Genomic DNA, 26645 nt, shown 5'->3' with positions numbered 1-26645 from the left:
GCTGCGCCGGACCACTCGTGCTGCAGCATCACCGGCTATGGCCGGTGATGCCGGAGTAGTCGTAGAAGCCGCGGCCTGTTTTCTTGCCCAGGTAGCCCGCACGCACCATGTGCTCGAGCAGGGGCGCGGGCGCGTAGCGGCGCTCGCGGAACTCCTCGTGCAGCGAGTTCAGGATCGCGTAGGTGACGTCGAGGCCGACGATGTCCATCAGCGCGAACGGCCCCATCGGGTGGCCGCACCCCAGCTTCATCGCGGCGTCGATGTCCTCGGGGGTGCTGTAGCCCTCCTCGTGCATCCGGACCGCGTCGTTCAGGTACGGGAACAGCAGGAAGTTGACGATGAAGCCGGCGCGGTCTCGGCAGCGGACGGGATGCTTGCCGATCTCTCTCGTCCACGCGATCGCGCGCTCTTCCACATCGCCGGCCGTGGCGACCGTTCGGACGACCTCGACGAGCTTCATGATCGGAGCGGGGTTGAAGAAATGAAGCCCCACGACGCGGTCGGGTCGTGACGTGACCGCGGCCAGGTCCACGACCGGCAACGACGAGGTGGTGGACGCTAGGACCGCGTCGGGTTTCACCGAGGCGTCTAGCTCTTTGAAGATCGCAGTCTTCACCGCCAGGTCTTCGGCGACGCCCTCGACCACGAGGTCTACCTCGGCGAGGTCGGAGAACTCGAGCGTCGTCGTGATACGGCCGAGGATGCGGTCGGCTTCGTCTTGCTCCAGCTTCCCCTTCCCGACGGCGCGGGTGAGGCTCTTCTCCACGGCGCCTTTGGCTCGCTTGATCGACGCTTCGCTGCGGCCGCGCAGGATGACCTCGTTGCCCGCTTTTGCGGCGACCTCGGCGATACCCGACGCCATGAGGCCCGTGCCCACCACACCCACGGTTCCGATCCCCGACGCGGTGTGTGCGGAGCCATCGAGCGCGGCATCCACCACCTTCGAAGATTCCGGCTTCTCGTAGCTGTAGAAGCCCCGCCCCGTCTTTCGTCCCAGGTACCCCGCGACGACGAACTGCTTCAGCAGCGGAGCCGGCGCGTCCTGGTCGTCGCGGAACTGCCGCCACAGCGCTTCACAGATCTCGTAGGAGGAGTCGAGACCGATCAGGTCGAGCAGCGCCAGAGGTCCCATGGGGTGGCCGCATCCCAGCTGCATCGCAGCGTCGATGTCCTCGCGCGACGCGAACCCGCCGTCGTACATACGCGTCGCCGAGTTCAGGTAGGGGAACAGCAACAGGTTGGCGATGAACCCCGCGCGATCGCGCGCGACCACAGGTGTCTTGTTGAGTCGCTTCGCGAACCCGCGGGCGGCCTCCAGGACGTCGTCGTCGGTCGCCACCGTGCGAACCAGCTCGACGAGCTTCATCACCTGCGCGGGATTGAAGAAGTGGAACCCGATCACGCGGTGAGGACGCTTGGTCGAGACCGCCATGTCGATGACGGGCAGCGACGACGTGTTCGTCGCCAGGATGGCCTGTGGCCCCAGGATCTCGTCCAGCTGTGCGAACAACTGCTTCTTGATCTCGAGCTGCTCGGGAACTGCCTCGAAGACAAGGTCGCAGTCGGCGAGATCCGAGTTGTCCGTCGTCGAGCTGATCCGCCCCAATAGCTCGTCGGCCTCGGTGGCGTCCATCTTGCCGCGCTCCACAGCTCTTCGGACGCTGCCTTCGATCCTCTGGTGGCCCGCTGCAACGGCTTCCGTAGTTATCTCGGAGAAGACGACGTCGAAACCCGCCCGGGAGCTGACTTCGCAGATACCGGAACCCATCGTTCCGCATCCGACAACTCCGACCTTGCGTATCTCCAAAAGACGCTCCTTCTCTCCTTTTGAGCGCGCGCGTGGTCGCTATACGGCCATTCGCGCGCTCAAAACCTTCGGTGGGTCGAGCTAGCAGAGCCTACGATTGAGTTGCTATGACATCGAGTGAGGACCGCGACCGTCCCTGGATCTTCAGGACGTACGCCGGCTATGCCAGCCCCGCGGCCACGAACGCCCGCTTCCTGTCGAACCTCGCCAAAGGTCAGACGGGGCTGTCGGTGGCGTTCGACCTCCCCACGCAGACCGGATACGACTCGGACCACCTGATGGCCGCCGGGGAGGTCGGGAAGGTGGGCGTGCCGATCTGCCACCTGGGCGACATGAGGGCGGTCTTCGACGGCATCCCGGTGGGCGAGATGAACACCTCGATGACGATCAACGCGACCGCGATGTGGCTGCTTGCGCTGTACACGGCCGTCGCGGACGAGCAAGGGGCGAAGCACTCCGACCTCGCAGGAACGACGCAGAACGACATCCTGAAGGAGTACCTCTCCCGCGGCACCCATATCTTCCCGCCGGAGGCGTCCATCCGCCTCACGACGGACCTGATCACGTGGACGCTTCACGAGGCGCCGAAGTGGAACCCGATCAACGTTTGCTCGTACCACCTGCAGGAGGCGGGCGCCGACCCGGTGCTCGAGGTGGCGTACGCGCTGTCGAATGCCATCACCGTGCTCGACGCGGTGAAGGCGACGGGGCGGGTGGAGGAGTCTGACTTCCCGCGACTGGTCGGGCGCATCTCGTTCTTCTGCAACGCGGGCATCCGCTACATCGAGCAGACCTGCAAGATGCGCGCCTTCCGGCGGCTGTGGGAGCGCGTGACCAAGGAGCGCTACGGCATCGAGGACGAGAAGTTCAGCCGCTTCCGCTACGGCGTGCAGGTGAACTCGCTCGGGCTCACCGCAGCACAGCCGGAGAACAACATCCATCGAATCATGCTCGAGATGCTGGCGGTGACGCAGTCGAAAGACGCGAGGGCAAGGGCCGTGCAGCTACCGGCTTGGAACGAGGCGCTCGGTCTTCCCCGTGCGTGGGATCAGCAGTGGTCGCTGCGCGCTCAGCAGATCCTTGCCTACGAAACCGACCTCTTGGAGTACGACGACATCTTCGAAGGAAGCGTCGTCATCGAGGGCAAGACCGACGAGATCGCAACGGCGGCCTGGGAGGAGCTCGAGAAGGTGCTCGAGATGGGCGGCTCGGTCGAGGCGATCTCCTACATGAAGGAGCAGCTCGTTGCCGCGCACGCCGAGCGCCGGCGGGCGATCGAGGCCGGGGAGCAGATCGTGGTGGGGCTGAACCGCTACGAGCAGACGGAGCCTTCCCCGTTGGTCGCCGGGCTCGACGAGCTGGCGTTCGAGCGTGTTGATCCCGCGGCCGAGGCGGAGCAACTGGAGCGCCTCGAGCGGTGGCGAGAGGAGCGGGACGACGCCGCCGTGGCGGCCGCACTGGATCGCCTCAAGCGCGCTGCCGGAAGCGACGAGAACCTGCTCCCCCTCTCGATCGAGGCGGCCAAGGCGGGCGCCACCACCGGGGAGTGGGCGGACGCGCTGCGCGAGAGCTACGGCGAATACCGGCCGCCGACCGGCATGGGGGCCCACCTGGCGGGTGCGCAGCCGGCCAGCCTGGAGCAGGCGCGAGAAAAGGTACGAGCTGCGGCGGAGCGTGCGGGCGTCGGCAAGTTGCGGATGCTGGTGGCCAAACCGGGCCTGGACGGGCACTCCAACGCCGCCGAGCAGGTCGCGCTGCGGGCACGAGACGCCGGGTTCGAGGTCATCTACCAGGGGATACGGCTGACGCCCGATCAGATCAGCCGGGCCGCGGTCGAAGAAGACGTCCACGCGATCGGGATGTCGATCCTGTCCGGGGCCCACAACCTGCTGGTCCCGGCGGTCCTGGACCGCCTGAAAGCCGAGGGTATCGATCCCGCAGAGGTCCCGGTCGTCGTCGGCGGCGTGATCCCGGAAGAGGACGAGCGCAAGCTGCGAGAGCTGGGGGTGGCTCGGGTCTACACCCCCAAGGATTTCGACCTCAGCCGGATGATCGGCGAGATCGCCGACCTGATAGCTCCGCAACCCGCCTCCTAGCACAGGGCTCCGTGGCGCCGCCGCCAGCGCCGGGGTGGCTTCTCCGCAGTGCAGGAGGAAGCGGGCCCAGGTCGAACCATCCCGCTACAAGCCACGGAAAACGCGGGAGGACGAACCAGATGCGCAAGACCTACGCACTGCTCATGGGGGCGCTCTTGATGGCGCTCGGCGCCACCACCACCAGCGCGGGTGCGGCCACGGTCGCGACGACCAACGCCTATACGGCCCGCGCCGATTTCTCGCTGCTACCCGACGCCACGGGCGCCAAGACGGGCGTCTTCTCGAAGAACGTCGAGTTTGTGAAGAACGTGCTCATCTCGCAGGACGCCGTCGGCGCGCGCATCGTCGGCAAGTACCTCTACGCGAACGACCAGAACAAGATCATGATCTTCGACATCAAGGACCCGATCAACCCGAAGCTCACCGGCGTCGTCCCGATGCCGCAGGAGTTCGAGCTGAGCCGCGAGGACATCGACACCAACGGCAAGATCATGGTGGTCCCGAACACGGTTGGTCACGAGGGCACGAACACGCTCTACGTCATCGACGTAGAGGACAAGACGAACCCGCGCATCATCGGAACGGCCAAAGGCGGCCAGCACACGCAGAGTTGCATCCTGGACTGCACCTGGGCCTACGGCTCCGACGGCAACATCCACGACCTCCGCAACCCGGCGAAGCCGGAGCTGATGGAGGAGAAGTGGGGCGACGGGCTTCCCACGAGCGGCGGCCACGACGTGCAGGAGATCTCTCCGGGCATCGTCCTAACGGCCACGCAGCCGATCATGCTGCTCGACGCTCGCAAGGACCCGACCAACCCCAAGCTTCTGGCGCTCGGCTCGAACCCTGACGGCCGCTTCATCCACTCGGGTCGCTGGCCCAACCAGGGCAAGGACAAGTTCCTTCTCATGGGCGGCGAGCGGAACCTCACCCCACGCTGCAGCGAGGACCCGTCTCGCGGCGCCTTCATGACCTGGGACGCCTCGAAGTGGAAGAAGACGCGCACCTTCACGATGATCGACTCGTACTACGCGAAGAACGGCACCTACACCGACGGCAACCCGCCCGCGAACCCCGGCATCGGTGGCTGCTCGTCGCACTGGCTGGAGGCCTCGCCGAAGTTCAAGAACGGAGGCGTCGTTGCAGCCGCCTTCTTCCAGCACGGGACGAGGTTCTTCGACGTCAGCTCCAAGGGCAAGATCAGCGAGGTGGGCTACTTCATCCCGCTAGCGGGTGAGACCGGCGCCATCTACTGGGCGAACGACGAGATCCTCTACGCGATCGACTACTACCGAGGCATCGACATCCTTCGCTACACAGGCAAGCAGTAGGTAACCGGCACACACACAAGGTCAGACAGGAGACGAAGATGCGCAAGATTGCAACGTTGCTGCTGGGAGCCGCCGTAGCCGCTGCTCTCATCTCACCCGCTGGGGCTGCCAAGGCGAAGCCGGTGTGGACGGACAACGCCGGAGACTCCGGCGCCACCTTCTTCGAGCAGCCCATCCCAGGCTCCGAGCAGGGCGGGTTCGACCTCGTCTCCGGTGCGATCGCCAAGAACAAGGCGAACCTGGACTTCACGGTGACGAGCTCCGCGATGCCGCCGTTCAAGACGCTGCCCGAGGGTGTCCGCTTCCTGTGGGCCTTCGCGGTCAACGGCGAGAGCTTCCGGGTGACGGCGAAGGCAGCTGAGATCGGAAAGCCGAACCCCGCGGACCAGTCGAACATGGACCAGATCGGCAAGGTCTATGCCGACGGCTTCTTCCGCCTCGAGGGCGAGTGCGGCGCTACGACGGTCGGCGCCGTCAGCCTCGTCGGTTGCAAGACGCTCGGCTACATCCCCGGAAAGTTCGATCCGGCGTCCAAGTCCTTCACCTTCAGTGTTCCGATGAAGGCGGTCAAGGCGAAGACCGGCTCCGTGATCGCGGCCGGGGCCGGCGACGCGGCCACGCTCTGCCTCGGAGCCGCTGCATGCTGGACCAGCCACGTGGCGGAGCGCTCCAGCGACCGCACCGTCATCGACTCGGCGATCTGGACCACGACCTACAAGGTCCCGCGGTAACTAACCTGCTGTTGTAGTAGGCGGCGAGCCCCCGCAGGGGGGCTCGTTTCGCGTCCGGGGCCGGCTGCGTCCGGGATTTCGCGCCGCATGGCTCAACATAGGGCCATGGCTTCCGAGAACAGGATCGGCGTCGTCAGCGCCACCGTCGTGGTGGCAGCGTTGGCCGCCACTTGGCTGTGGGTGTCGATGCTGTCCGCGCCGTGGGACCTGGCGACCGGCCTTCTCGACGCGTCCGAGCACTTCAAGAAGGCCGAGAACAAGCTCCAGGCGCAGGCGATGAAGGAGGCAAGGTACGAGACGCTCGCCGGCGTCGCGGCCGCCACGCGCGCGCGGAGCGGTTACGCCCAGGGTGGGCCCGTGTTGGACCTCGCGGCGGGGCTCCCGGTCGTCGGAGAAGCTCTGGAGGAGGTCGACCACCTGATCAAGGCCGCGGAGCTGACCGGCGAGGCTGCGGTCGGCACGTTGGACGTCGCTCAGAACGCGCTGCGAGGTCCCGAGAAGGTCATCGCGAAAGACCCCACGGATGAAGAGGGCGGCGCGCAGATACGGATTGATCGGATCAGAGAGATAGGCGAGACGATCTCGGGCGTGAGGGCCGCGATCGAGGGCGTGCGCGGGGAGCTCGAGGCGGTGAAGCTCTCCAACCTTCCGAGCAGGGCGCGCTCCGCGATCACGGACGGCATCGACAAGGCGAGCCAGACCGACACGCTACTGGCCGACGCGGAGGCGGGTTTCCAGATCCTGCCCGGGTTCCTCGGCGAGAACGAGACGCGGATGTACCTGTTCGGCATGCAGAACTCCGCGGAGCAGCGGGGCCCCGGCGGCGCGCTCCTTCAGTTCAAATTGATGCAGATCGCCGATGGAAAGCCCGAGCTGCTAGACACCGGCGGCACCGTTTACAACATCGACAAGAACAGGAAGACCTTCGACATCGCGCTGCCGGAAGACGCCTGGTACGTGCGGACGATCGAAGACGCACAACGCTTCGGGAACGCAAACTGGTCGCCCGACTGGCCGCTGTCCGCGAAGCTCACGGTGGACTACGCGAAGGCGGCGGTTCCCAACTTCCCAAACATCGATGGCGTCATCGGGGTCGACCCCATGTTGATGGAGAAGCTGATGCCGGGTGTCGGCAAGTTCAAGACCACCGGCAAGAACGTCTTCGTCGATGAGGACCGGATCGTTCACTTCCTCCTCTACAAGGCCTATGCCTCGTATCCGATCCCAAAAGTGCGTCGTAACCATCTACAGGCCGTGGTGAACGACTTCTACGTCCACATGCTGAAGCCCAAACATCCAACCGAGGTGGTCGACGGGTTCGGATCTGCATTGCGGGAGAAGCACATGCAGGTCTATCTGACGGACCCTGCAGAGCAGAGGTTCATCGAACGGATGAACTGGGACGGCGAGATAGAGCAGAAAGAGCCGGGCGATTACCTCTACGTCGTCGAACAGAACGTCGGCGGCAACAAGCTGGATTACTTCACGCAGCATGCGAACCGCGTGCACGTGCAGTTCGACGGCGACGATGCCGCGGTCACGACCGAGATCTCGATCGAGAACAGGGTTTTCTTCCCGCAGCCGCTGTACCCGATGGGTGATACGGGGCGCGTCGCGGCGACGAACGGCCATCACTTTCCGATGATGAACGTCTACGTCCCGCGCGACGCCCAGCTGCGCCTCGCCGACGTCGACGGTGTGCGAATCGACAGCCCCCCGGGCGCCGCCACCTGGCCGTCGCCGAACCAGCCTGCGGAGCACTACGAGAAGGGCAAGAAGGTGTGGACGGCCACCATGGACATCCCGCCGGGCGACACCGGCACGTTCCGGCTGGGCTACGTGACGCCGGGAGCCGTCGTCCAGGAAGCAGGTCGTAAGGTCTACCGGCTTACGGTTCAACGACAGCCGCGTGTCCGCCCGGAGCAGCTGATCGTCCGGGTCGGGCTCCCGCAAGGCGCGAAAGACATCGCGGCCAAGGGCTGGAAGCGCGAGGGGAACGACCTCGTGTGGGATCGGCCGCTGAAGGAGGACATCGTGTTGGAGGTTTCGTGGCGAAGCTAAGGGCCGCTCTGCTCGCGGCGGGCCGCGGCGTTCGGATGGGCGGGCGGGGGCCAAAGACCCTCATCCCCCTCGGTGAGCACGAACCGCTGCTCCACTACATCCTGGCGGGCTTGAAGCAGGCGGGAGTGACGGACCTTCTAGTGGTAACCGGGTTCGAGCCGGCGCCGGTTCAAGAGTTCGTCAACGGGCGCTGGAACGCAGACGACGTGAGCTACGTCTTCAACGCGCGTTACGCGTCGTGGGGCAACTTCCATAGCCTGCGGGTCGCGCTCGATCAATCGCCCGGGATGGACGTGTTGGTGGTCAACTCCGACGTCATAGTCCACCCCGACGTATACGCGCGCACCGCAGCGACCCGCGGCGACCTTGTCCTCGCCGTACAGAAGAGAGAGCCTCACCGCCTAGACGAGGAAGACATGCGGGTGGAGCTGCAACGCGACCGGGTTGCTTCGATCGGCAAAGACCTCACCCGAGCCCGGAGCCACGGCGAGTTCGCGGGCGTGTCCCTCGTCCGTCCCGCAGCCGCCACGGCCTATTCCCACATCGCGACGAACCTCGAGTGGCGATCGGCCACGACGCTCTACTACGAAGACATCTACGGCGCCATCCTGCCGCGCGTCGAGGCCCGCGCCGCGCTGGTGGGACCGGACGAGTATGCGGAGGTCGACGAGCCGGGCGACGTCGCGTCGGCCGTCGCGGTGATCGAGCGACACGGTTCGGCATGGGAGCCCATGGAGGCTGCCTCCACCCAAGCGTGACGCACGCAGCGGGCGGCCGCGCCTAGTGGAGTTCCCCGAGGTCTTCATCTACGAAACCGACGGCGGCGAGAACGCGGCGGCGGACGAGCTGGCTGCGCAACTTCGCGCTCGGGAGATCGACGCGCCGTTCGTCCTATCCTCGGTGCACGGCGAGCATCTGGCCTCGAAGCTGGAAGGGCCCCGGCCCCCAGAACGGCACGACCCAGGTTCGGACCAAGACGCAGCGGCAAGCCTCGGCTCGCGCGCGAAGCGGTCGGGAGCGGACGCGATCGTCGCTGTCGGCGGGGGGCGCTGTCTCGACGTTGGGAAACTCGCTGCAGCGCGCGCTGGGCTCACCCTCGTCGCGGTCCCGACCCAGCTCTCTCACGACGGGATCTGCTCACCGGTAGCGGTGGTTCCCGGCGCGGACGGTAAGCCGGAGAGCCTCGGCGCCCTTGCGCCGTTCTACGTCTTCGTCTCGCTGCCGACGCTGATGACTTCGCCGGTGCGGTCGCTGGCGGCGGGCTTGGGTGACCTGCTGGCGAACCCGCTCGCGTTGCGAGACTGGGCGCTTGCGGCGGAACGGGGTCTGGAAGATGTGGAGCAGAGGGCGTGGGACCTGTCGGTCGAGTCGTTCGAGCTGATCGCGCCGGTTCTCGACACGGATCCCGGCATCTCTGCGAACGAGCCGCTGTTCTACCGGCGGCTGTGCGACGCGCTGGTGCTGTCGGGGATGGCGATGATCTGCTCCGGTACGTCCCGCCCTGCCTCCGGCGGCGAACACGAGATCTCACACGCATTGGACGAGTTGTATGGGGGCCGAGCCCTGCACGGCGCGCAGGTCGCATTCGGCTGCATAGTTTCCGTGGCCCTCTACGGCGAGGACACCGACGCATTCCGCACGCGGCTTCGCCGCCTCCAGCTCCCGGAGACACCTGCCGAGCTTGGGCTGGACGAGAACGCGATGGTGGAGTTGTTGCTCCACGCCCCTCAGACGCGACCGGGGCGCTTCACGATCCTGGAAGACGCAGACCTCGACGAACCCAGCGTGCGCTCGCTCGTGCGCAAGATCTGGAGCGACTAGCGCGAAGCCTGGGCCGAGCCGCGTGTTCGACCGCGCAAGGGCTCATACCGGACGGACTAGCGGCGCTCAAAACGCGCTCCACCTAGGATGCGGCGCATGAGCAACGGCGTCGTCATCGGACTCGACGGGGCGGCGTGGCACCTCCTGGAGCCGATGTTCGAGGGTGGCGCGATGCCCCGGCTCCAGGCGCTCCGTGACAAGGGGGCGTGGGGGACGCTGAAGTCGACCGTTCCCACGTATACGCCGCCTGCGTGGACGTCAGCCGCCACCGGGGTGAACCCCGGGCGTCATGGCATCTACGGCTTCCTCCAGGGGCACGCCCAGGACGAACAAGAGCTGGTGCACTCGGGAAAGATCAAGGCGCCGACGATCTGGGAGATCGCGAACCAGCAAGGCGTGCGAGCCGGGATCTACAACCTGCCCCTGACCTATCCGCCGCGCCCGCTGGACGGCTGGATGGTCTCCGGGATGATGACGCCGGGCTACGGCGAGCAACAACGCGGCTTCGTGTATCCGGCGGAGCACGAGAAAAAGATCCTCGAGTGGGCGCCGGGATACGTTGTCGACGTCAGCGCCAACTACGAACAAGACTGGCGCGACGCGGCGCTGTGCGAGCGAGCTCTGGGGTCGATCCGCCAACGTGAAGAGGTATTGCGGCGACTGCTGGAGCTCGACGCGCCCGAGATCGTGTTCTCGGTGCTCGAGGCTCCCGACCGGCTACAGCACGTCTACTACCGCTACATGAACCCCGCCGACGAGCTTTACGACTCCCCAGAGGGCGTTCGGCTGCGCCCCGCGGTCGTGGCTTGCTTCGAGGCGATGGACCGGGTAGTCGGGTTGCTCGAGGACTACGCGGATGAAGGTGGCATCGTCGTTTGCTCCGACCACGGCTTCACCGCGTGGGAGGTCAGCGTTCACATCAATGCGTTGCTGGCGGAATGGGGATACCTGAAGCTCAAAGGGTCAGCCGCGTTGATGCAGAGCGATGCAGCGCGCAAGCTGGTGCCGCTCGCCAAGCGCTTCCTGCCGCGCAAGCTGGCCCGCGAGGCCAAGGGCCGCACGTTCGCTGCGATCGACTGGAGCAGAACGCAGGCGTTCGCATCGCCGATCCCACAGCAGGGGGTCTTCGTGAACCTGAAGGGGCGCGAGAGGCACGGGATCGTCGAGCCGTCTGAGCTCGCTTCGATCAAGAACGAGCTGATACGGCGGTTCGAGACGTTGCGTGCTCCAGATGGAGCGCCCGTTACGGACCATGTGTGGAGGTCCGAGGAGGTGTTCCGCGGACCGGAGCTGGACGGCGCTCCCGACATCCTGCCGGTGCTGCGGGACCATCGCTTCGAGCTCGATGACGAGCTCTTCCATCGCAACGCGTTCACCGATCTGCGTCATCTGCCTCGAGGCGTTCACCACCCTGACGGGATCGTGATCGTGTCGGGCGCGGGGGTGCGCCGCCGGCGCGACCTCGCCGGCTCCGTGATGGACGTGACGCCGACGCTTCTCTACCTGGCGGGGCTCGAGGTGCCCGAGGAGCTGGACGGTCACGTCCTCACCGACGCGCTGGAGCCGGAGATGCTCCGGGATCGGCCGATCAAGACCACTGCCCCCCTATCATCCAGAGAGGAAGAGGAGGCCTCGCCGTACTCGGCCGAGGAAGAGGCCATCATCGAGGAGTCCCTGAGGGGGCTCGGCTACCTCTAGGGGAGCTCGCGTCCCAGGCCGATGACGTTTGCGAGGTTATGGCGAGTGAAAAGCAAGCATCGCAACGCCGCAGGGAGCCTGGATACCGGAGCGTATCCAGGCGACCGAGAAGGCCGCGAGGCGCAGCCTTTTCGCCGCCATAACCCCCAAGATGTTCGTCGGCCGGGGCGCTAATGGCCCAGCCTGCACCTGCGGTCGTGTTGGACCCGCAGCAGACGAGCATCCGACAGCCGCTCCAGCGGCGCAGCGCCAAGAGGATCGCGTTGCGAGTCCTCGCCGATGCCTTTGCGATCTCGGTCGCGCTCTTCGGAGCATCGGTGATCCGATTCGAGATCATGGGCGCCATCCCCACGGCGCGGTGGGACTACACCACCATCACGCTGGTTGCGATCCCTGTCTGGATCTTGTTGTTCTATCTGTACGGCCTGTACGAGCCACGCCAGGTCCTGGGTCCCGTGAACGAGTTCAAGCAGGTGTTCCATGGCGTCGTCGCCGGGACGGTCGCGATCTTCATCACCGACTCCATCACGAACATGAACCTCGCCCGAGGATGGGCGTTGTTGGCGATGGTCACCGGATTCTTCGCGGTCGGCGGCGAGCGACTGTTGGTTCGAAAGACGCTCCACTTCCTGCGCCGACGCGGCGGCGACACGACGCGCACGATCGTGCTGGGAGCCAACCAAGAGGCGCGGACCGTAGCGAAAGCACTCGAGCGTGAAGGCTGGCTCGGCTACAAGATCCTCGGGTTCGTCGACGACGACGTGTCGGTCGGTAGCGACGCCGGGGGTGGGAGGAAGGTCATCGGCACCACCGCGCAACTGCGCGATCTAATCGAGCAGAGGGACGCGGGCCTGGTCCTGGTCGCAGCGTCGGCTTTCGACGCAACTCGGCTCAATCGTCTTTTCTGGGAGCTGCAGGACATCGACGTGGACCTGCAGATCACCTCCGGCACGATCGACCTGATGGCCTCACGGATGATCGTGCAGTCGGTCGCGGGGGTCCCGCTGCTCTACGTTCGCAGGACAGGCATGGATCGCGCTCAGAAGACTATGAAGCGAGCGCTGGACATCTTTGGGTCGGCTCTCGGGCTGCTCTTGTTGTTCCCGTTGCTCGCGGCCGTTGCGATCTGGATCAAGAGGGACTCGGAGGGCGGTGCGATCTTCAAACAGGTCCGCGTCGGCCGCGACGGCGAGCTCTTCGAGTGCCGGAAGTTCCGCTCCATGTACGCCGACGCCGAGGAGCGCCGGGCAGAGCTCGAGCACCTGAACGAGGGACCGGGTCTGCTCTTCAAGCTCGCCGACGACCCTCGAGTGACGAAGGTCGGGAAGGTCCTGCGCCGGTACTCGATCGACGAGCTGCCGCAGCTGTGGAACGTGCTACGCGGCGAGATGAGCCTCGTCGGCCCACGTCCCGCGCTGCCGTCCGAGGTCGAGCAGTACGACGACTGGGTGCGCAACCGGCTCAAGGTGAAGCCGGGGATGTCCGGACTGTGGCAGGTGAGTGGACGGACGGAGACGAGCTTCTCCGACTACATCCGCTACGACCTCTTCTACATCCAGAACTGGTCGCTCTCTCTGGACCTCTGGATACTGTGGCGCACCTTCCGCGCGGTGTTCACCGCCGAGGGCGCGCACTAACGTTCGCGCAGGACCGCCTCGATCTTGTCCAGGAGCTCCAATGAGGTGAAGGGCTTCTGCATGTAGTTCTCGTCCTCTTGCAGGACGCCGTGCCGCCCGATCATGTCCTCGCTGTAGCCGGACATATAGAGGATCTTCGTTTCGGGCCGCAGGACCTTGACGTGACTTGCGAGCTCGCGGCCGGACATCAGCGGCATGACGACATCCGTGAGCAGGAGGTCGATCACGCCGTCGTGTTGCCTGCAACGGTCGAGCGCCTCCTTGCCCGTGGCCGCATGCAGCACCTCGAACCCGCGCCGGCTGAGGATCCTGCTGGCGACGCCGAGGACCAAAGGATCGTCCTCGGCCACCAGGACGGTTCCGGTTCCACCGTGGCTGCGGCGTCGGGCCGCCGAGGGCGCCGGTGCCGCAAGCGTCTCCTCCGCCGGCAGGTAGACCTTGAAGGTGGCGCCGACCCCCGGCTCCGAATGAACCGCGATCCTGCCGCCGGCCTGGGTGACGATGCCGTAAACGGTCGAGAGCCCGAGCCCGCTGGCTTCCGCCATCGGCTTCGTGGAGAAGAAGGGCTCGAAGATGTTGTCGATGATCGACGGATCTATACCCCGACCGGTATCGCTCACGGCGATGCAGACGTAGCGGCCACCGGCTCCAGCGGTGGAACCGGCTGGGGAACCCGGTTCCAGGTCCTCCGACAGCGCCACGGTCGAGCTCTCGATCGTGACCATGCCGCCCTGACCCATAGCGTCGCGCGCGTTCACCAACAGGTTCATGATCACTTGACGCAGCTGGTTGGGGTCGATGCGGGTCTGCGGAAGACGGGGCTCCTGTTTGACGGTCAGGATGAGGTCCTCGCCCAGGCTTCTCTGGAGCAGGTCCTTCATCTCGTTGATGATGTCGTTCACGTCGAGAACCTTCGGGTTCACGAGCTGTCGCCGACTGTAGGTCAGGAGCTGACGAACCAGCGCCGCGCCCTTCTGCCCCGCGGCCACGATGTCATCGATGTCCTGGCGCGCCGGGTCGTCCAGCGCGATCCCCTCACGCACGAACTCGGCGGCGTTCAAGATGATCATCAGCAGGTTGTTGAAGTCGTGCGCGACGCCGCCGGCGAGACGCCCGACCGACTCCATCCTCTGAGCCTGCTGGAGCTGCTCCTGAAGCGCTTTGCGTTCGGTCACATCCTCGACGACACCCGCGACGCGGATCACCTCGCCATGCTCGTCGCGCACCGAGAACCCTTTGTCCTGAACCCAGCGGATCGAGCCGTCCGGCTTCACCACGCGGTAAGCAACATCGAAGCCGCCACAGCCCTCCTCCGCGAGGCGGCGGACGCGTGCGCGATCCTCCGGATGAACCCCCTCCAACCACCGCCAGGGCGTCGTCAGCGCCTCCTCGCGGCTCCGCCCCCAGATGGTCTCGTAGGCGGGGCTCAGATAAAGCAGCTCGCTGGTATCGACACTCCCGACGTAGAAGATCTGCTCGATGTTGTCGGTCAGCTGCCGGAGGAGTTCCTCGCTGTCGCGCAAAGCCTGCTGCGCCGCAAGTAGCTCTTCACGTTCGCGAACTCGATCGGAGATGTCGCGCGCTATCCCGCAGATGCCAGCGAGCCTGCCTTCGGTGATGCTCGGGTAGGCGCTGACATCCAGCACCCGGTCTTCCCCGTCGCTGGTGCGCATCGTGACGTTCTCGTGCACGACTTCCTCGCCGGCTGCCACGCGGCCGAACAAGGCGCGCGCTTGATCGAGTGCGCCGGGGCTGATGAACTCCACGAACGGGTGTCCCACGAGCTCGTCTCGGGTCCGCACCGCCAGCTTCTCCGCGGCGCGGTTCACATCGGTGACCAGCCCTTCCGGGCTAACGCAGAAGACCGCGTCGGGGTTCAGATCGAACAACGTGTACGCGATGCACCTAGGGTCCGCCATGGCCGTGCCTTCGTCTCTTGGTGAGTCCCCAGTCGGGGCCTCTCGCCGCCTTCGCCTGGAGAACCTTATAGGAGTACGCTTCGTGCATGCTCGAGGAGATCGTCCTGATGGTCGAAGACCGGCCCGGCGTGCTGGCCGAGATCGGCGAGCTCCTCGGTTCCGCCGGCGTCAACATCGAGACGCTGTCCGCCTCCTCCTTCGACGGCCGCGGCGTCGTCCACCTGGTGGTAGACGACGGCGAGGACGCGGGTGAGCTCCTCGCTTCGAAAGGGTTCCGCGTCGAGAGCGCGCGGCCGGTTCTCACGACCACGCTCGACGATCGTCCCGGCGAGCTCGGCCGGTACTGCAAGCGGTTGGCGGCCGAGGGCGTTCAGATCTCGGCGGCGTACGTCGTGAAACGGTCGGACGGCGAAACCGAGCTGCTCTTCGCGGTAGACGACCTCGAGACCGCGGCCGGCGTCTAGCCGGACCTCGCTGGGGCGGCGGCCGAGTTTCTCCCCGCACCGCATGCTCGCCGGGCGGTGGCCAACTAATCGACGCCACCAGTCAGTATGTCGTCGTGGGTCGATGCAACGACGAAGGAGGCAGACGGTGCGAAAGACATGGGTCCCGGTCCTGATGATGGTTGTGGCGCTGTTCGCGGGCGCGTGCAACGAAGGCAACGACGAAGGCGGCTCCTTCGATCTCGAGCTCACTGCCGATAGTGAGGTCTGCGACGGCGACACCTGCGGCGGTGACGGAAGCGGCAACGCGACCGTCGACATCAACTCCGATGAGAACGAGGTCTGCTACGAGATCACGCTAGAGGGCGTAGAGGGAGCCAATGCGGCTCACATCCACGAAGGCGGGGAGGGAGAGTCTGGAGAGGTCGTCGTCGACCTCGAGTACTCGGGCGACGAGGGTGAGAAGTGCGTCGACGGCGTCGACGAGGGAGTGCTCGAAGATATCGGCGAGGAGCCGTCGCAGTTCTACGTGAACGTTCACAGCGAGCAATATCCGGACGGCGCCGCCAGGGGCCAGCTCGAGGCCTGATCAGGGTTCGTCTTTCTTGTTCCCGTAGCCAGCCGGCCTGATCAGGAGAGGTCTACCACCTCCGGGCCCGGAGTGCAGCACAGAGGTTCATTCGCCTGTCACGACTGAGGACGAAGGAAGGGCGCGTGGTCGCGAACAAGGAGGGCCCGCCGTGCGGCGGGCCCTCCTTCGTGCTGAAGCTGCGGCGCTTAGACGGTGCTGGTGCGAGCTCCCGTCGTGGCGTCACGCGTGCCGAAGTAGACGCCGAGCGCTCCGGAAGCAAGGTGCAGGAAGTTGTCGGCCATGCCCGTGGCGTTGTCGGTGATGTCGAGCAGGTCCTCCATCAGGTCCTGTGCCACGAAGCCGAGCACTGCGACCAGCAGGTAAACGACGCCGATCGCGAGACTGACCATCTTCGCGGTCGCGTGGTCCCTCGAAGAAAACAGCCACGCCGCGCCGACCGCGAGGTGCACGATGTTGTGCAGCGCGTTCACGTTGAAGATCCCCAAGATGGGGTCGTTCACGAAACCGAGCAGCCCTACCAGGAGGTACACGGCTCCGAACACCAGCGCAAAGGTCTGGGTCGGCGTCTTACCGGCGGTGACTCTGTCTGCCACTTCGTCCCCTTTCGTTGTCCAACAGGCCTTATTGAGACGTATCCATTGTCTTTCGGTTACCACGCATTTCTTGGATTGTCACCTTCCAGAGGCTCGTATGTCCCCCCCCGACCCTCCACCAAACCAGCTAGAGATACCCCAGGTTCCGCAGGGACTCCTCGATCTGTGCCTCCTCCTCCTCCGAGTAGGCCGCCGCCTCGGCCCCCTCGCCCGCCAACGGCAGCTCCATCGCCTCTATCCGAACGCGCCGCTCGGCGAGGAGATCCGGCGGCAACAGCTCCTCTAAAACCCTTCCGTCCATCTCCGGCAGCGCGCACCCCGCGAGGTAGAGCGCGGTCGGCGCGATGTCGTACAGGTGGGCCTGCGCGCCGCTGCGGGGGGAGATACCGGGTCCCGCCACCCCGAAGATGCCATCCATGTGGTGGAACCCGCGCGGCAGCCTCCGGTAGTCATCGAGCACCCCCGGCGAGTAGGTGCCGTCGGAGAGCTCATACGAATAGGCGCGGCAGACCGGGAACAGATCCGGCGCGTGCACCGCTTGATCGCCGTAGACGACTTCTTCTCTCTTGTAGATGCGATCGACCACCGGCCGCCCATCATCCGGATCGCCTAGCGCGCTGAATCTCTCGATGATCTCGTCTCGGACAGACTCGTATTCGGCTTCGGTGACCACGCCATTCGGCTCGCGCCCCTGCAGGTTCACGTAGATCCCTTGCTGCGGGATGGGGGCCGAGAACGCCTTCGTCCGCGACCAATCGATGGAAGACTGCGCCGCTCCCTTCGCCTTCTGCCATACCGACTTCGGTAATGCCTTCTTCGCCCGTCGAGCGAGCTTGCGCATCCCGGCGGACTTGGTCACGGCGCCGGCGCCCCCGACCGACAACAGTCCCCATTCCCGCAGCGCTACGTTCACGTTGACCGTCTTGTCCTTGGGCCCGAAGCCGTGGTCGGACATCGTGATGACGTAGCCGTCACTCTCCGCCCACTCGAGCAGATCACCGATCATCTCGTCCATCTCGTCGAAGAAAGCCCACGCGCGCTGGCGTATCGGTTCGGCCTCCGGCCGCGCGTAGTGCTCCTGGCGCGGGTCCAGGTACTTGTAGTGCACGTGCATCAGGCGGTCCGGCGCTTCGAGCACCGCGAACAACAATGGCAGCTCACCGTAGTTATCCAGTAGGTAACGGAGACCGTCACGCTTCTTCGCGAGGTTGCGCGACAAGCGCTCGATGATCGCCGCCGACTTCCAGTCCTCGTCGTAATCGACCTCGATATCGATCTCGTAGGAGCCTGCCGCCTCCACGAGCCCGTCGCGCAAGGACTCCGGGTAAGTGAAGTTGGTCGGGGTCTCTCCCCCACCCTCGGGCGTAAGCATCCCGGAGACGGCCCATCCTTCGACCGGAGGTGCGGGATAAGTCATGGGGATGTTGAACAGTCCGATCCTCTTGCCCTGGGCATTGGCGACGTTCCAGAGCGCGGGTGCGGTCACCTTGTCGAGCCGCACCAGCCCGCGATTCTGCTGGACGTTTCCGAGCGTGAAGCCGAAGATCCCGTGCTTGCCCGGATTCACGCCGGTGAAGATCGAGGTCCAACCCGGAGGGGTGTACGGAGGCACGGTCGAGGTCAGGATGCCCGACGCGCTCCTGTCGAGCAGCGCCTTGTAGCGCGGCATGTGGCCGGCCTCGAACGCGGGGTCGAGCACGGTGTAGGTGGCGCCGTCCAGGCCGAGCAACAGGACCTTGGAGGTCACCTGAGTCGTCTCCTCACCGTCAGCAGGATAGCCACCGACACCATCGCGATCCCGACCGCGAGCGCGGGGACCACGAGGCCGAGCAGCGGCCCGAAGATGAACACGATCGCCTGCACGTCGGGCATCCCGGGGTTGGGCAGGAGCCGTCGCCGCGCCAGCGCTTCCGCCCACCTGCCACGTACGCCACCGGGAGGGTCACCCTTATCGGCCCCGGAGATCTCGAGGAAGTAGTACGCCAGTACGACGTAAACGATTAAGACCAGCAGCGCGACATGCTCTCCCAGGTCGGATAACCCGGTACAGAGTCCTTCCCGAGCACAGTCGTAAAACCCGTCGGTACGCCACAGAGCGATACCGAGCCCCAAAGAGGCACTGGCGCGGCGGCCGCCGTCGGCCAGTGCATCGAGTGCTTGGCCCTTGTCGCTCGTGATCCCCGTCGCGCGCGCCAGCTTGCCGTCCACACAGTCGAAAACGAACGCGAGATAGAACGCGACCGCGCCCGCGATCAACCCCCACCGCTCGCCGCTCGCGAAGAAGACGCCGACGGAGAGCCCGAAGACCAGGGCGAAGATCGTGACCTGGTTCGGGGTCAGCAGCCGTCTCTTCGCGAGGAAAGTGGTCAACGGCACCGCGACCGGGTCCGTTAGCAGCACCGTGAACCAGTAGTCGCGCTTCTTGGCTCCCCGAGCGTCCGCTTCGAAGCCGCTCACGAACGAGAGGCTTCCAGCGCGGGATCGACGAGACCTCTGCCCCGAACCTGCTCCCACGCCCCCGCGACCATGCCCGTTACCAGCCCCGCGTCCTTCGTCTGCGCGGCCTTCCCGATGTTCAAGATGAACAGCCCGAGCCAGGCCCACCACAGTGCCGTCTTGTGGAGTCCGTCCTGCGGCATCAGCTTGCGATGCAAGTAGAACTGGTTCGCCAGGTTCATGCGCTGGAGGTTGTGCGAGTTGAGGCGCGCGCTCGGGCTCTTCAGGTGATCGCACCGGGCCCTCGGCGTCTGCACCAACACGTACCGGCGCGAGACGCGATACGAGAAGTCGATGTCCTCCTTGTAGGCGTAGCCCGACAGGGCCTCGTCGAAGCGTTCGTGGTCGAAGACCTCTCGCCGGAAGGACATGAACCAGCCGTTGAAGTACTCGAGCTTCCGTACCCCCGCCGACTCCGACACGCCCTCGGCGTAGAAGCCCGGCCGCACCCTTCCGCTCGCTTCCGGCCACCAGCCTCCGATACCGAAGATGCGCCGGTAGATCCGGGTCGCCAGGGACGGGCGAGCGGGACGAACCGGAGTGGCGCGGACACCGCCCAGCTCTGGCCCCCAGCGCGCGTACTCTGCCAGCACCTCCTCGTGGCAGTCGGGCGCCATCCACACATCGTCGTCGATGAAGAAGACGGGATCGCCCGTGGTCCTGTCGATACCTACGTTGCGTTGGATGGTCAGGCCTCTGGGAGCCGGGTGGTGATAGTCCAGCGGTACGCCGGCGCCGGCGCACAGTCTCTCGATCCGTTCGCGCGCCGGAGTCTCCTCGCTGGAATCGACGATGCACAGCTCCGCCGGGAGCACGGTTTGCGCCACGAGGCTCTCGACCGTCTTCGCCAGATCGTCGGGCCGGTTACGGGTCGCGATCACGAAAGACGACGCAGCGCGACTGGTTCCTGGATCCACGGCGAGCAGAGTACCGTCGAGCACATGAGCGCTTTCAAACCGTCCTCGCGCGCTCCGGCGTTGTTCCGCCGCAACCCGCGACGGCCGCTGCTGCCCCTGCTGCTGGTGGGCTTGCTCGTGCTGGGCGCGGTCGGCGGCGGCTACCTGTTGCTGTCCCGGCGATCAGGAGGAGGCGACCCACAGCGCATCGAGGTGGTGCGCGCCTGCGACGTGCCGGTGGAGATCCTCGAGCGCGTCTGGCGCGGGTACGTCCCCGGTCGCACAGGCGACGTGTTGACGATCGAGCAGCTCCCGAACCAGTACAACACGAGGCACTCCACGCCGTTCCCGTACACGCAGGACGTACCTCTGGTCCTGTACGGGCCGGGCTTCATCAAGTCCGGTGTCACCAGCGATCGCACCACGACGGTCGCCGATCTCGCGCCCACGTTCGCCGAGCTCCTCGACTTCGAGCTCCCGACGAAGGTCGATGGGCGTCCGTTGCGCGAAGCGCTCCTGCCCAAAGAGCGGCGCAACGGACTTCCGAAGCTCATCTTCACGCTCGTGTGGGATGGCGGCGGTGACAACGTGCTGGAGTTCTGGCCGGAGTCATGGCCTCAGCTGAAGTCGTTGATGAAGAACGGCACCAAGTACACGGAAGCTACGGTCGGATCGTCGCCGTCCATCACTCCGTCGATCCACGCCACGATCGGCACCGGCGTGTTCCCGAAGAAGCACGGCTTGTCCGACACCAGGATGAGGATCGGCAACGAGACCCTCGACGCGTACGAGGGCGGGTCCCCGAAGTTCCTCCGCGTCGAGACGCTGGGGGACCTATGGGATCGCGCGAACGGCAACATGCCGCTCGTCGGCATGATGGCGCGCGACAACTGGCACCTCGGAATGATCGGCCACGGCGCTTTCAGCGAGGGTGGCGACCGCGACATCGCGGTCATGGACGACCTCGGCGAGGTCGAGTTCCGCACGAGCGAGAAGTTTTACGAGCTGCCGGACTATCTCCTGGGCAACGTGGGACTGCAAGAGGCGATCGACCAGGTCGACCAGCGCGACGGCGAGGCCGACCAGCGGTGGCTCGGGAACCCCCTGCTCCCCATCGACGGAAAGATCCGCTACACGCCCGCGTGGTCGATCTTCCAAACGGACAAGCTGAAGCAGCTCTTGACCAACGAAGGCTTCGGCGCCGACGAGGTGCCGGACCTGTTCTTCGTCAACTACAAGAGCACGGACCTCGCCGGCCACGAATGGAACATGGTCGAGCTGGAAGAGAAAGAGACGTTGGAGGAGCAGGATCGGCAGATCGAAGAGCTGTTGAGGTTCCTCGACGACACCGTTGGCCGCAAGAACTACGTGCTGGCGATGACCGCCGACCACGGGATGACGCCGTACCCCGAGGAGACCGGCGGTTGGAACATCATCATGAGCGAGACGAGTGCCGACATCGAAAAGAAGTTCGACAAGGTCACCCCAGACGTCCCCCTGATCCTGTCCAACCGGGGCTACCAGATCATGCTCAACAAGAAGGAGGTCGAGCGGAACAACGTGGACCCCGCCGACATCGCCGCATTCCTCCGCACCTACACGATCGGCGACAATGCCCCGAACGAGCAGGCGCTCGGCGACTTCGAGAACCGCACCGAAGAACGCGTCTTCACGACGGCCTTGACGCCGGAGGAGCTAAAGGAAGCGCTCGACTGCGCCCGCACCTCCGCCTGAGAGCCCAGGCCCCGCTCCGGCGGCGGCGGCACGGGCATCGCTGGACACGGGTCGCTCCGGGGCGGCGGCACGGGCATCGCTGGGCACGGTCGGCGGGCGCCTGATCGGCGCCGGCCTCCCTCGGCTCCGGGCCACGTCGCGTTGTTGATCCGGCTATCGACGACGTGGCCCTGCGAACGGCCCTGCTCAAGCCCATGCACGTCCGCCCCTCCGCTCGTTGCACAACTGCCACCGCCTCCGCTCGTTGCACGGCTGCGCCGCCGGCAGCCCCTCCGCTGGTATCGAAGGTCTGCGTCCCCGGCGGGGTGATCTCTATGGGGAAGAGGATCGGGTCGGGTTCCGGAGGGCGCCTCGGTTTTGCGCCCGGAGTGTCCCGGCCCGGTCCTCCACCCCGGTCTGCGCGATCGCGGGACGCCTCGGAGCGGGGGTCAGTGGGGCTTCAGGCGGGCTCGGAGGGCGCGCGCTAGGAATAACGGGTTGCCTAGGACGTAGCGTTTCCAGAGGCGGGTTGGTTCTTGGGCTAGGCGGAAGATCCATTCGATGCCCCAGCGGTTCATCCAGGCCGGAGCCCTCGGCACCTCACCTGCGGCGAAGTCGAAGAAGGCACCCACGCCGACGCCGATCCGTGCACCCGTGGCGGGCAGGTGCTGCGCCAACCACTTCTCCTGCAGTGGGTTGCCCAGCGCGGCCATGATCAGCGTGGCTCCCGTTGCCTGGATGTCGGCGACGACCTGCCGCTCCTGCTCGGGTGACCAGTAACCGTCGCGGTGGCCCGCGACGACGAGGTTCGGGTAGCGCTGAGTCATCGCCGCGGCGGCGCGGACCGCTACCCCCGGCCGCGCCCCGACGAAGTAGACGGGCCACCGCCGATCCGCGGCGAGGCCGAGGATCTGGGGGTTGAAGTCGCTCCCGTTGAGGTTGGCGGGGAAACGCTCGCCCTGGACCCTGGCGGCCAGCCCGATCCCCGCGCCATCGTTCAGCACGATGGCCGCCGCCTGCAGTACTTCGCGGTACGAGGGATCGGTGGTGGCGAGGTTCAGCGTGTGCGCGTTCGCGTAGGCGACCAGCGCCGGCGTTTGCTCGTCGTGGATCCGGTCGATCTGCGCCAGGGCGTCGGATGGCGTCAGCTTCGCTACCGGCACCCCAAGAACCTCGATCGTCGGGAATGGGCGCTCCATCGCGTGGAGTCTGCCAGGAGAGGGAATGAAAGCAGCTCATGCGCATCAGGGCTATGAGCGAGGGCCCCTCGATAGGATGAAGGTCCGCGCCCCATCCCCTCAGCTGGAGGCCTGATTGACCGCGCCGAACGTCTTGTTGTTGGCCATCGACTCGCTCCGAGCCGATGCCGCGTTCGGACGCGAGGTCCCGACGCCGAACATCGATCGCTACGCCGACGGCGGCGCGGCCTTCCACCACTGCGTCTCCACCACGACCTCCACCACGCCGTCGTTCTCTTCGATCCTCACCGGCTGCTACCCACCGAAGCACGGCGTGCGGGGACTTCAGGGCTATCGACTCTCAAGCTCGCTCACGACCATGGCCGAGGCCTTCGCCGCCGGCGGCTATCAGACGCATGCGGAGGTGACGGGACCGCTCCTGCCGCAGACCGGGATCCTGAGGGGCTTCGAGGATGCTCGTCACCGGCAGGGATACAAGGTCCCGTTCTTCCAATGGCGCGATGAGGTGGTCGAGCGGATGCACTCCTACCTCGACCCGTGGTTCATGCTGCTGCACATCTGGGAGGTCCATCGCCCCTACCGCGCTCCGCCCGATTTCACCAAGCGGTGGGACAAGGCCGGTTACCAGGCCGCCGTGCAGGCGACCGACGAGTGGCTCCAGCCGGTCTATGACGCCTGCGGCGACAACACGATCGTCGTGATCACGGGTGACCACGGCGAGGACTACCCGGACACGTCCTTCCAGCAGAAGCTCATCCGGCTGGCGCGGAAGTCTCGCAAGACGCTCAGGCTGAAGAGCTGGCTCCCGGCCCTCGACCAGCGCTTCCAGTCTCTGTCGGTAGGCCACGGGTTCGCCCTGCACGAGCACCTCGTTCGGGTGCCGCTGATAATCGCCGGCCCCCGGGTCTCGCCTGCGACGATCGAGCAACAGGTCCGCCACGTGGATCTCTTCCCCACCCTGTGTGACCTCTGCGATCTAGAGACGCCCGCGGGCATCGACGGACGCAGCCTGCGACCGCTGATCGAGGGCGGGACGCTGCCGGAGGAGCCCGCCTACATGGAGGCGGTCGGAGTGAAGCTCGAGGGCAACCGCATCGCCGGCGCCCGCACCGCCGACTGGAAGTTGCTGCGAGTCGGTTCGGCGAAACCAACCTTGTACAAACTCAACGGGGGCGGGAGGCCGGACGAGAAGCGCAACCTGTACACCAGGTATCCGGAGGTCGCCCGCCCGCTCGAGTCGTTCATCGCCGAGGTTGAGGCGTCCGCCGTCACCGGAGAAGAGGCCCCTCTGTCGGAAGAGGACGAGGCGACGATCGAGCAACACCTGCGAGACCTCGGTTATCTGTGATGGCGGACCAAGATCCGCCCTTCTTCATCGTCGGGTCGGCCCGTTCCGGCACCACCTTCCTGCGCCTGACGTTGAACGCCCATCCCGACGTGGCGGTGCCTCCCGAGTCACGGTTCATCACCGAGCTGCGCCAGGGGCGGGACCAGGTGGACCCTCCCTCTTTCCTACAGAGCCTTGCCGCGCACAAGCGCTTCGAGGCTTGGGACCTGCCGATCGAAGCGGTCGCCGAGGAGCTCGCGGGCGCCGCCACCGTTCCCTACGCGGATGCGGTCGCGGCCGCCTATCGCGCCTACGCGCGGCGCCGGGGGAAGTCCCGCTGGGGAGACAAGACCCCGCGCTACGTCTTGAACGTCCCCGAGCTTGCGGGGCTCTTCCCCGAGAGCCGGTTCATCCATCTGATCCGCGACGGTAGAGACGTCGCTCTGTCGTACGCGGACGTGCCGTTCGGGCCGAAGAACATCGCCAAGGCTGCCGAGCTGTGGGCGAACCGCGTGGCCGCTGGGCTGCGCGACGGAAGGACGCTCGAGCGCGGCCGCTACATCGAGATCATGTACGCCGACCTCGTCGAAGACAACGAAGGCGAGATCAAGGACATCTGCGCGTTCATCGGTGTCCCCTTCGTATCGTCGATGCTGGATCCGCAGGAGACCCAGAAAGGCGCCCTCGCGAGGGCGGACAAGTACAACCCGCACGTCAAGCAACAGCCGATCCGGCGGATCCGCTCGTGGAAGACCGACATGCCTCCGGAGCACGTAGAGATCTTCGAAGCGGTTGCCGGCGACGTCCTGAGCGAGCTCGGCTTCGAACGTCGGTATCCCAACCCCAGCGCGGCGGCCCGGCTGAAGGCGCGGGCCGGGATCGCGGGCGCTCCCGTGGGAAAGATCAGGAGCCTGGCCGCAAAGGCGTGATCCGGCTCATTGCGGCCGGTCGCCCAGCGGGAGAGTCCCGGCGAAAAGAACCGTGCCCTCGCGCGAGCGGCAACTTCAGGTGCCGCGCGGCGTTATCTAGAGCATGAGAAAGCTGTGCGTCCTCCTCCTCGTGGGCAGCCTTCTCGCGCCGGCGAGTGTGGGCGCGAGCCCACAGCCGCCGCGGCCGGAGGTATGGGTGATGGACGCGGACGGAACGGGTCAGCGGCAGCTGACCGACCAAGACGATTCGTTCGGATACGGCAGCGGCTTCTCGTGGTCCCCCGACTCCACGCGGCTCGTCACGGACGGCCTCACGATCTTCGAGGTCGCCACCGGCGCCCGCACCCACCTGGTGGAGGGCCGGTATCCGGACTGGTCGCCGGTCTCCGACGAGATCGTCTTCTCCCAGCCGACCTCCACTGAGACGTCTTACGACGAGGAGCTCTACGTCATCCGCTCCGACGGCAGCGGGCTTCGGCTGCTCGCGGATACGGATCAGTTCGACGGGCCCGCGAGCTGGTCCGCCGACGGGACGAAGGTCGCCTTCGTCTCTGGGGGCCGCGACGGACAGAAGGCGCAGGTGTTCGTGGTCAACGCCGACGGTAGCGGCCTGCGGCAACTCAGCACCCAAGGGGCTCTATACATAGCTCCGGAGTGGTCGCCGGACGGACGGCAGCTGGTGTTCGAGACGTTCGACTCGGAGCTCTACCAGGTCGACGTTGACGGCACGGACGAGCGCTCTGTCGTCGGTTACGGGTCGAGGCACCCGACCTGGTGCCCGGACGGGACTCTCTACTTCGTGGGCGACATCCCCGCCGAGCGGGGACCGTTCATCCAGTCGATGCGTGGAGGTGTGACGAACACCGTCACTCGCGGTTACGACCCCGACTGCAGCCCCTCCGGCAAGCTTGCGTTCTCTCGGGGCAGTGACATCCACGTGCTTCAGCCTGGCGAGACCGGGGCACCCGATCTCACGAACAGTGAAGACAGAACCGATAGTTCACCTTCGTGGTCGCCCGACGGAACGAAGATCGCGTTCAGCAGCACGCCACATCTGCCGCCTCCCGTAGCTGTCGAACGCAGCCTCAGGCTCTCGCTGCGAAAGCACTTGCTGGTGCGAGGCCGTCTGATCGCGGAAGAAACCTCGTGTCTCTCGAAGGTACGGGTGCAGAAGCTTCGCGAGCAGGGGTGGACGACTATAGAGAAGGTCGCTCCGCGCCGGTACGGCGATCTCCGCGCGAGGATCCCGGATCGACCGGGGTTCTACCGGCTGCTCGCTCCGCGGCGCCACTCGGTATGGGGAACGTACGAGTGCCTGCGTGCGATCAGCAACATCGTGCGCCACCGCCACTAGCC

General features: G+C 66.0%; 21 protein-coding genes. 14 read left to right on the top strand and 7 right to left on the bottom strand.

Annotation, left to right across the window (positions count from 1 at the left end; all coding sequences use genetic code 11):
- Window positions 1-28: 28 nt before the first annotated feature.
- Window positions 29-1768, bottom strand: coding sequence for a 3-hydroxybutyryl-CoA dehydrogenase (locus M3N53_10130; GenBank protein MDP9068683.1), 1740 nt, complete (start codon window positions 1766-1768; stop codon window positions 29-31).
- Between the two features lie 146 nt (window positions 1769-1914).
- Here M3N53_10130 and M3N53_10125 point away from each other — a divergent pair, with 146 nt between their 5' ends.
- The 8 genes from M3N53_10125 to M3N53_10090 all read left to right on the top strand — a co-directional run bounded on the left by M3N53_10125 (window position 1915) and on the right by M3N53_10090 (window position 13182).
- Window positions 1915-3903, top strand: a complete 1989-nt coding sequence (locus M3N53_10125; GenBank protein MDP9068682.1) for a methylmalonyl-CoA mutase family protein — start codon at window positions 1915-1917, stop codon at window positions 3901-3903.
- Window positions 3904-4022: 119 nt separating this feature from the next.
- The gene (locus tag M3N53_10120) at window positions 4023-5234 is read left to right on the top strand and encodes a hypothetical protein (protein ID MDP9068681.1); all 1212 of its coding nucleotides are present in this window, start codon (window positions 4023-4025) and stop codon (window positions 5232-5234) included.
- Window positions 5235-5272: 38 nt separating this feature from the next.
- Window positions 5273-5965 carry a hypothetical protein gene (locus tag M3N53_10115; protein ID MDP9068680.1) on the top strand — a complete coding sequence of 231 codons (693 nt, stop codon included), beginning with the start codon at window positions 5273-5275 and terminating at the stop codon, window positions 5963-5965.
- Window positions 5966-6070: 105 nt separating this feature from the next.
- Entirely contained in the window at window positions 6071-8026 is a 1956-nt protein-coding gene (locus M3N53_10110; GenBank protein ID MDP9068679.1) for a DUF4012 domain-containing protein, read from the top strand.
- Window positions 8014-8784 carry an NTP transferase domain-containing protein gene (locus M3N53_10105; GenBank protein ID MDP9068678.1) on the top strand — a complete coding sequence of 257 codons (771 nt, stop codon included), beginning with the start codon at window positions 8014-8016 and terminating at the stop codon, window positions 8782-8784. Before M3N53_10110 ends, M3N53_10105 begins: the two co-directional genes overlap by 13 nt.
- Window positions 8785-8809: 25 nt before the next feature.
- A complete protein-coding gene (locus M3N53_10100) occupies window positions 8810-9847 on the top strand; it encodes an iron-containing alcohol dehydrogenase (protein ID MDP9068677.1) in 1038 nt (345 codons plus the stop codon).
- A gap of 96 nt (window positions 9848-9943) precedes the next feature.
- Complete coding sequence (locus M3N53_10095) at window positions 9944-11545, top strand: alkaline phosphatase family protein (protein MDP9068676.1); 1602 nt, start codon at window positions 9944-9946, stop codon at window positions 11543-11545.
- A gap of 173 nt (window positions 11546-11718) precedes the next feature.
- A complete protein-coding gene (locus M3N53_10090; GenBank protein MDP9068675.1) occupies window positions 11719-13182 on the top strand; it encodes a sugar transferase in 1464 nt (487 codons plus the stop codon).
- Here M3N53_10090 and M3N53_10085 read toward each other — a convergent pair.
- Entirely contained in the window at window positions 13179-15101 is a 1923-nt protein-coding gene (locus M3N53_10085; GenBank protein MDP9068674.1) for a PAS domain S-box protein, read from the bottom strand. The genes M3N53_10090 and M3N53_10085 overlap by 4 nt on opposite strands.
- Before the next feature lie 86 nt (window positions 15102-15187).
- Here M3N53_10085 and M3N53_10080 point away from each other — a divergent pair, with 86 nt between their 5' ends.
- Together M3N53_10080 and M3N53_10075 are read left to right on the top strand one after the other, a co-directional pair.
- Window positions 15188-15565 carry an ACT domain-containing protein gene (locus M3N53_10080; GenBank protein MDP9068673.1) on the top strand — a complete coding sequence of 126 codons (378 nt, stop codon included), beginning with the start codon at window positions 15188-15190 and terminating at the stop codon, window positions 15563-15565.
- Between the two features lie 127 nt (window positions 15566-15692).
- Window positions 15693-16133, top strand: coding sequence for a CHRD domain-containing protein (locus M3N53_10075; protein ID MDP9068672.1), 441 nt, complete (start codon window positions 15693-15695; stop codon window positions 16131-16133).
- A 188-nt stretch (window positions 16134-16321) separates the two neighbouring features.
- Here M3N53_10075 and M3N53_10070 read toward each other — a convergent pair whose 3' ends face one another.
- The 4 genes from M3N53_10070 to M3N53_10055 all read right to left on the bottom strand — a co-directional run bounded on the left by M3N53_10070 (window position 16322) and on the right by M3N53_10055 (window position 20142).
- A complete protein-coding gene (locus M3N53_10070) occupies window positions 16322-16729 on the bottom strand; it encodes a DUF4383 domain-containing protein (protein MDP9068671.1) in 408 nt (135 codons plus the stop codon).
- A gap of 127 nt (window positions 16730-16856) precedes the next feature.
- Complete coding sequence (locus M3N53_10065) at window positions 16857-18476, bottom strand: alkaline phosphatase family protein (protein ID MDP9068670.1); 1620 nt, start codon at window positions 18474-18476, stop codon at window positions 16857-16859.
- On the bottom strand, window positions 18473-19186 hold the full coding sequence (locus tag M3N53_10060) for a CDP-alcohol phosphatidyltransferase family protein (GenBank protein ID MDP9068669.1): 714 nt from the start codon (window positions 19184-19186) through the stop codon (window positions 18473-18475). Before M3N53_10060 ends, M3N53_10065 begins: the two co-directional genes overlap by 4 nt.
- Window positions 19183-20142 (bottom strand): glycosyltransferase, encoded by a 960-nt coding sequence (locus M3N53_10055; protein MDP9068668.1) that lies wholly within the window; start codon window positions 20140-20142, stop codon window positions 19183-19185. The genes M3N53_10060 and M3N53_10055 overlap by 4 nt, the downstream gene beginning before the upstream one ends.
- A 24-nt stretch (window positions 20143-20166) precedes the next feature.
- Between M3N53_10055 and M3N53_10050 the strand changes: the two genes are divergently transcribed.
- Window positions 20167-21855 carry an alkaline phosphatase family protein gene (locus M3N53_10050; protein ID MDP9068667.1) on the top strand — a complete coding sequence of 563 codons (1689 nt, stop codon included), beginning with the start codon at window positions 20167-20169 and terminating at the stop codon, window positions 21853-21855.
- Window positions 21856-22283: 428 nt separating this feature from the next.
- Here the strand turns inward: M3N53_10050 and M3N53_10045 are convergent, their stop codons facing one another.
- Entirely contained in the window at window positions 22284-23033 is a 750-nt protein-coding gene (locus M3N53_10045; protein MDP9068666.1) for a WecB/TagA/CpsF family glycosyltransferase, read from the bottom strand.
- A 115-nt stretch (window positions 23034-23148) separates the two neighbouring features.
- Between M3N53_10045 and M3N53_10040 the strand changes: the two genes are divergently transcribed.
- From M3N53_10040 to M3N53_10030, 3 genes are all read left to right on the top strand, one after another.
- Window positions 23149-24381, top strand: a complete 1233-nt coding sequence (locus M3N53_10040) for a sulfatase (protein ID MDP9068665.1) — start codon at window positions 23149-23151, stop codon at window positions 24379-24381.
- On the top strand, window positions 24381-25289 hold the full coding sequence (locus M3N53_10035; GenBank protein MDP9068664.1) for a sulfotransferase: 909 nt from the start codon (window positions 24381-24383) through the stop codon (window positions 25287-25289). The genes M3N53_10040 and M3N53_10035 overlap by 1 nt, the downstream gene beginning before the upstream one ends.
- Window positions 25290-25392: 103 nt before the next feature.
- A complete protein-coding gene (locus M3N53_10030; GenBank protein ID MDP9068663.1) occupies window positions 25393-26643 on the top strand; it encodes a hypothetical protein in 1251 nt (416 codons plus the stop codon).
- The last annotated feature ends 2 nt before the right edge of the window (window positions 26644-26645 follow it).

The sequence above is a fragment of the Actinomycetota bacterium genome, assembly GCA_030776625.1.
In the GTDB taxonomy this organism is placed as follows: Bacteria; Actinomycetota; CADDZG01; order CADDZG01; family WHSQ01; genus MB1-2.
The sequence above is the reverse complement of the archived record's forward strand: the minus strand, read 5'-3'. Positions and strand labels throughout refer to the sequence as shown.

Coding starts and splice junctions, on each gene's coding strand:
- M3N53_10120 (MDP9068681.1), top strand. CDS start 4,023: ATGCGCAAGACCTACGCACTGCTCATGGGGGCGCTCTTGATGGCGCTC.
- M3N53_10030 (MDP9068663.1), top strand. CDS start 25,393: ATGAGAAAGCTGTGCGTCCTCCTCCTCGTGGGCAGCCTTCTCGCGCCG.
- M3N53_10130 (MDP9068683.1), bottom strand. CDS start 1,768: ATGGGTTCCGGTATCTGCGAAGTCAGCTCCCGGGCGGGTTTCGACGTC.
- M3N53_10085 (MDP9068674.1), bottom strand. CDS start 15,101: ATGGCGGACCCTAGGTGCATCGCGTACACGTTGTTCGATCTGAACCCC.
- M3N53_10115 (MDP9068680.1), top strand. CDS start 5,273: ATGCGCAAGATTGCAACGTTGCTGCTGGGAGCCGCCGTAGCCGCTGCT.
- M3N53_10050 (MDP9068667.1), top strand. CDS start 20,167: ATGAGCGCTTTCAAACCGTCCTCGCGCGCTCCGGCGTTGTTCCGCCGC.
- M3N53_10110 (MDP9068679.1), top strand. CDS start 6,071: ATGGCTTCCGAGAACAGGATCGGCGTCGTCAGCGCCACCGTCGTGGTG.
- M3N53_10045 (MDP9068666.1), bottom strand. CDS start 23,033: ATGGAGCGCCCATTCCCGACGATCGAGGTTCTTGGGGTGCCGGTAGCG.
- M3N53_10090 (MDP9068675.1), top strand. CDS start 11,719: ATGGCCCAGCCTGCACCTGCGGTCGTGTTGGACCCGCAGCAGACGAGC.
- M3N53_10125 (MDP9068682.1), top strand. CDS start 1,915: ATGACATCGAGTGAGGACCGCGACCGTCCCTGGATCTTCAGGACGTAC.
- M3N53_10080 (MDP9068673.1), top strand. CDS start 15,188: ATGCTCGAGGAGATCGTCCTGATGGTCGAAGACCGGCCCGGCGTGCTG.
- M3N53_10095 (MDP9068676.1), top strand. CDS start 9,944: ATGAGCAACGGCGTCGTCATCGGACTCGACGGGGCGGCGTGGCACCTC.
- M3N53_10035 (MDP9068664.1), top strand. CDS start 24,381: ATGGCGGACCAAGATCCGCCCTTCTTCATCGTCGGGTCGGCCCGTTCC.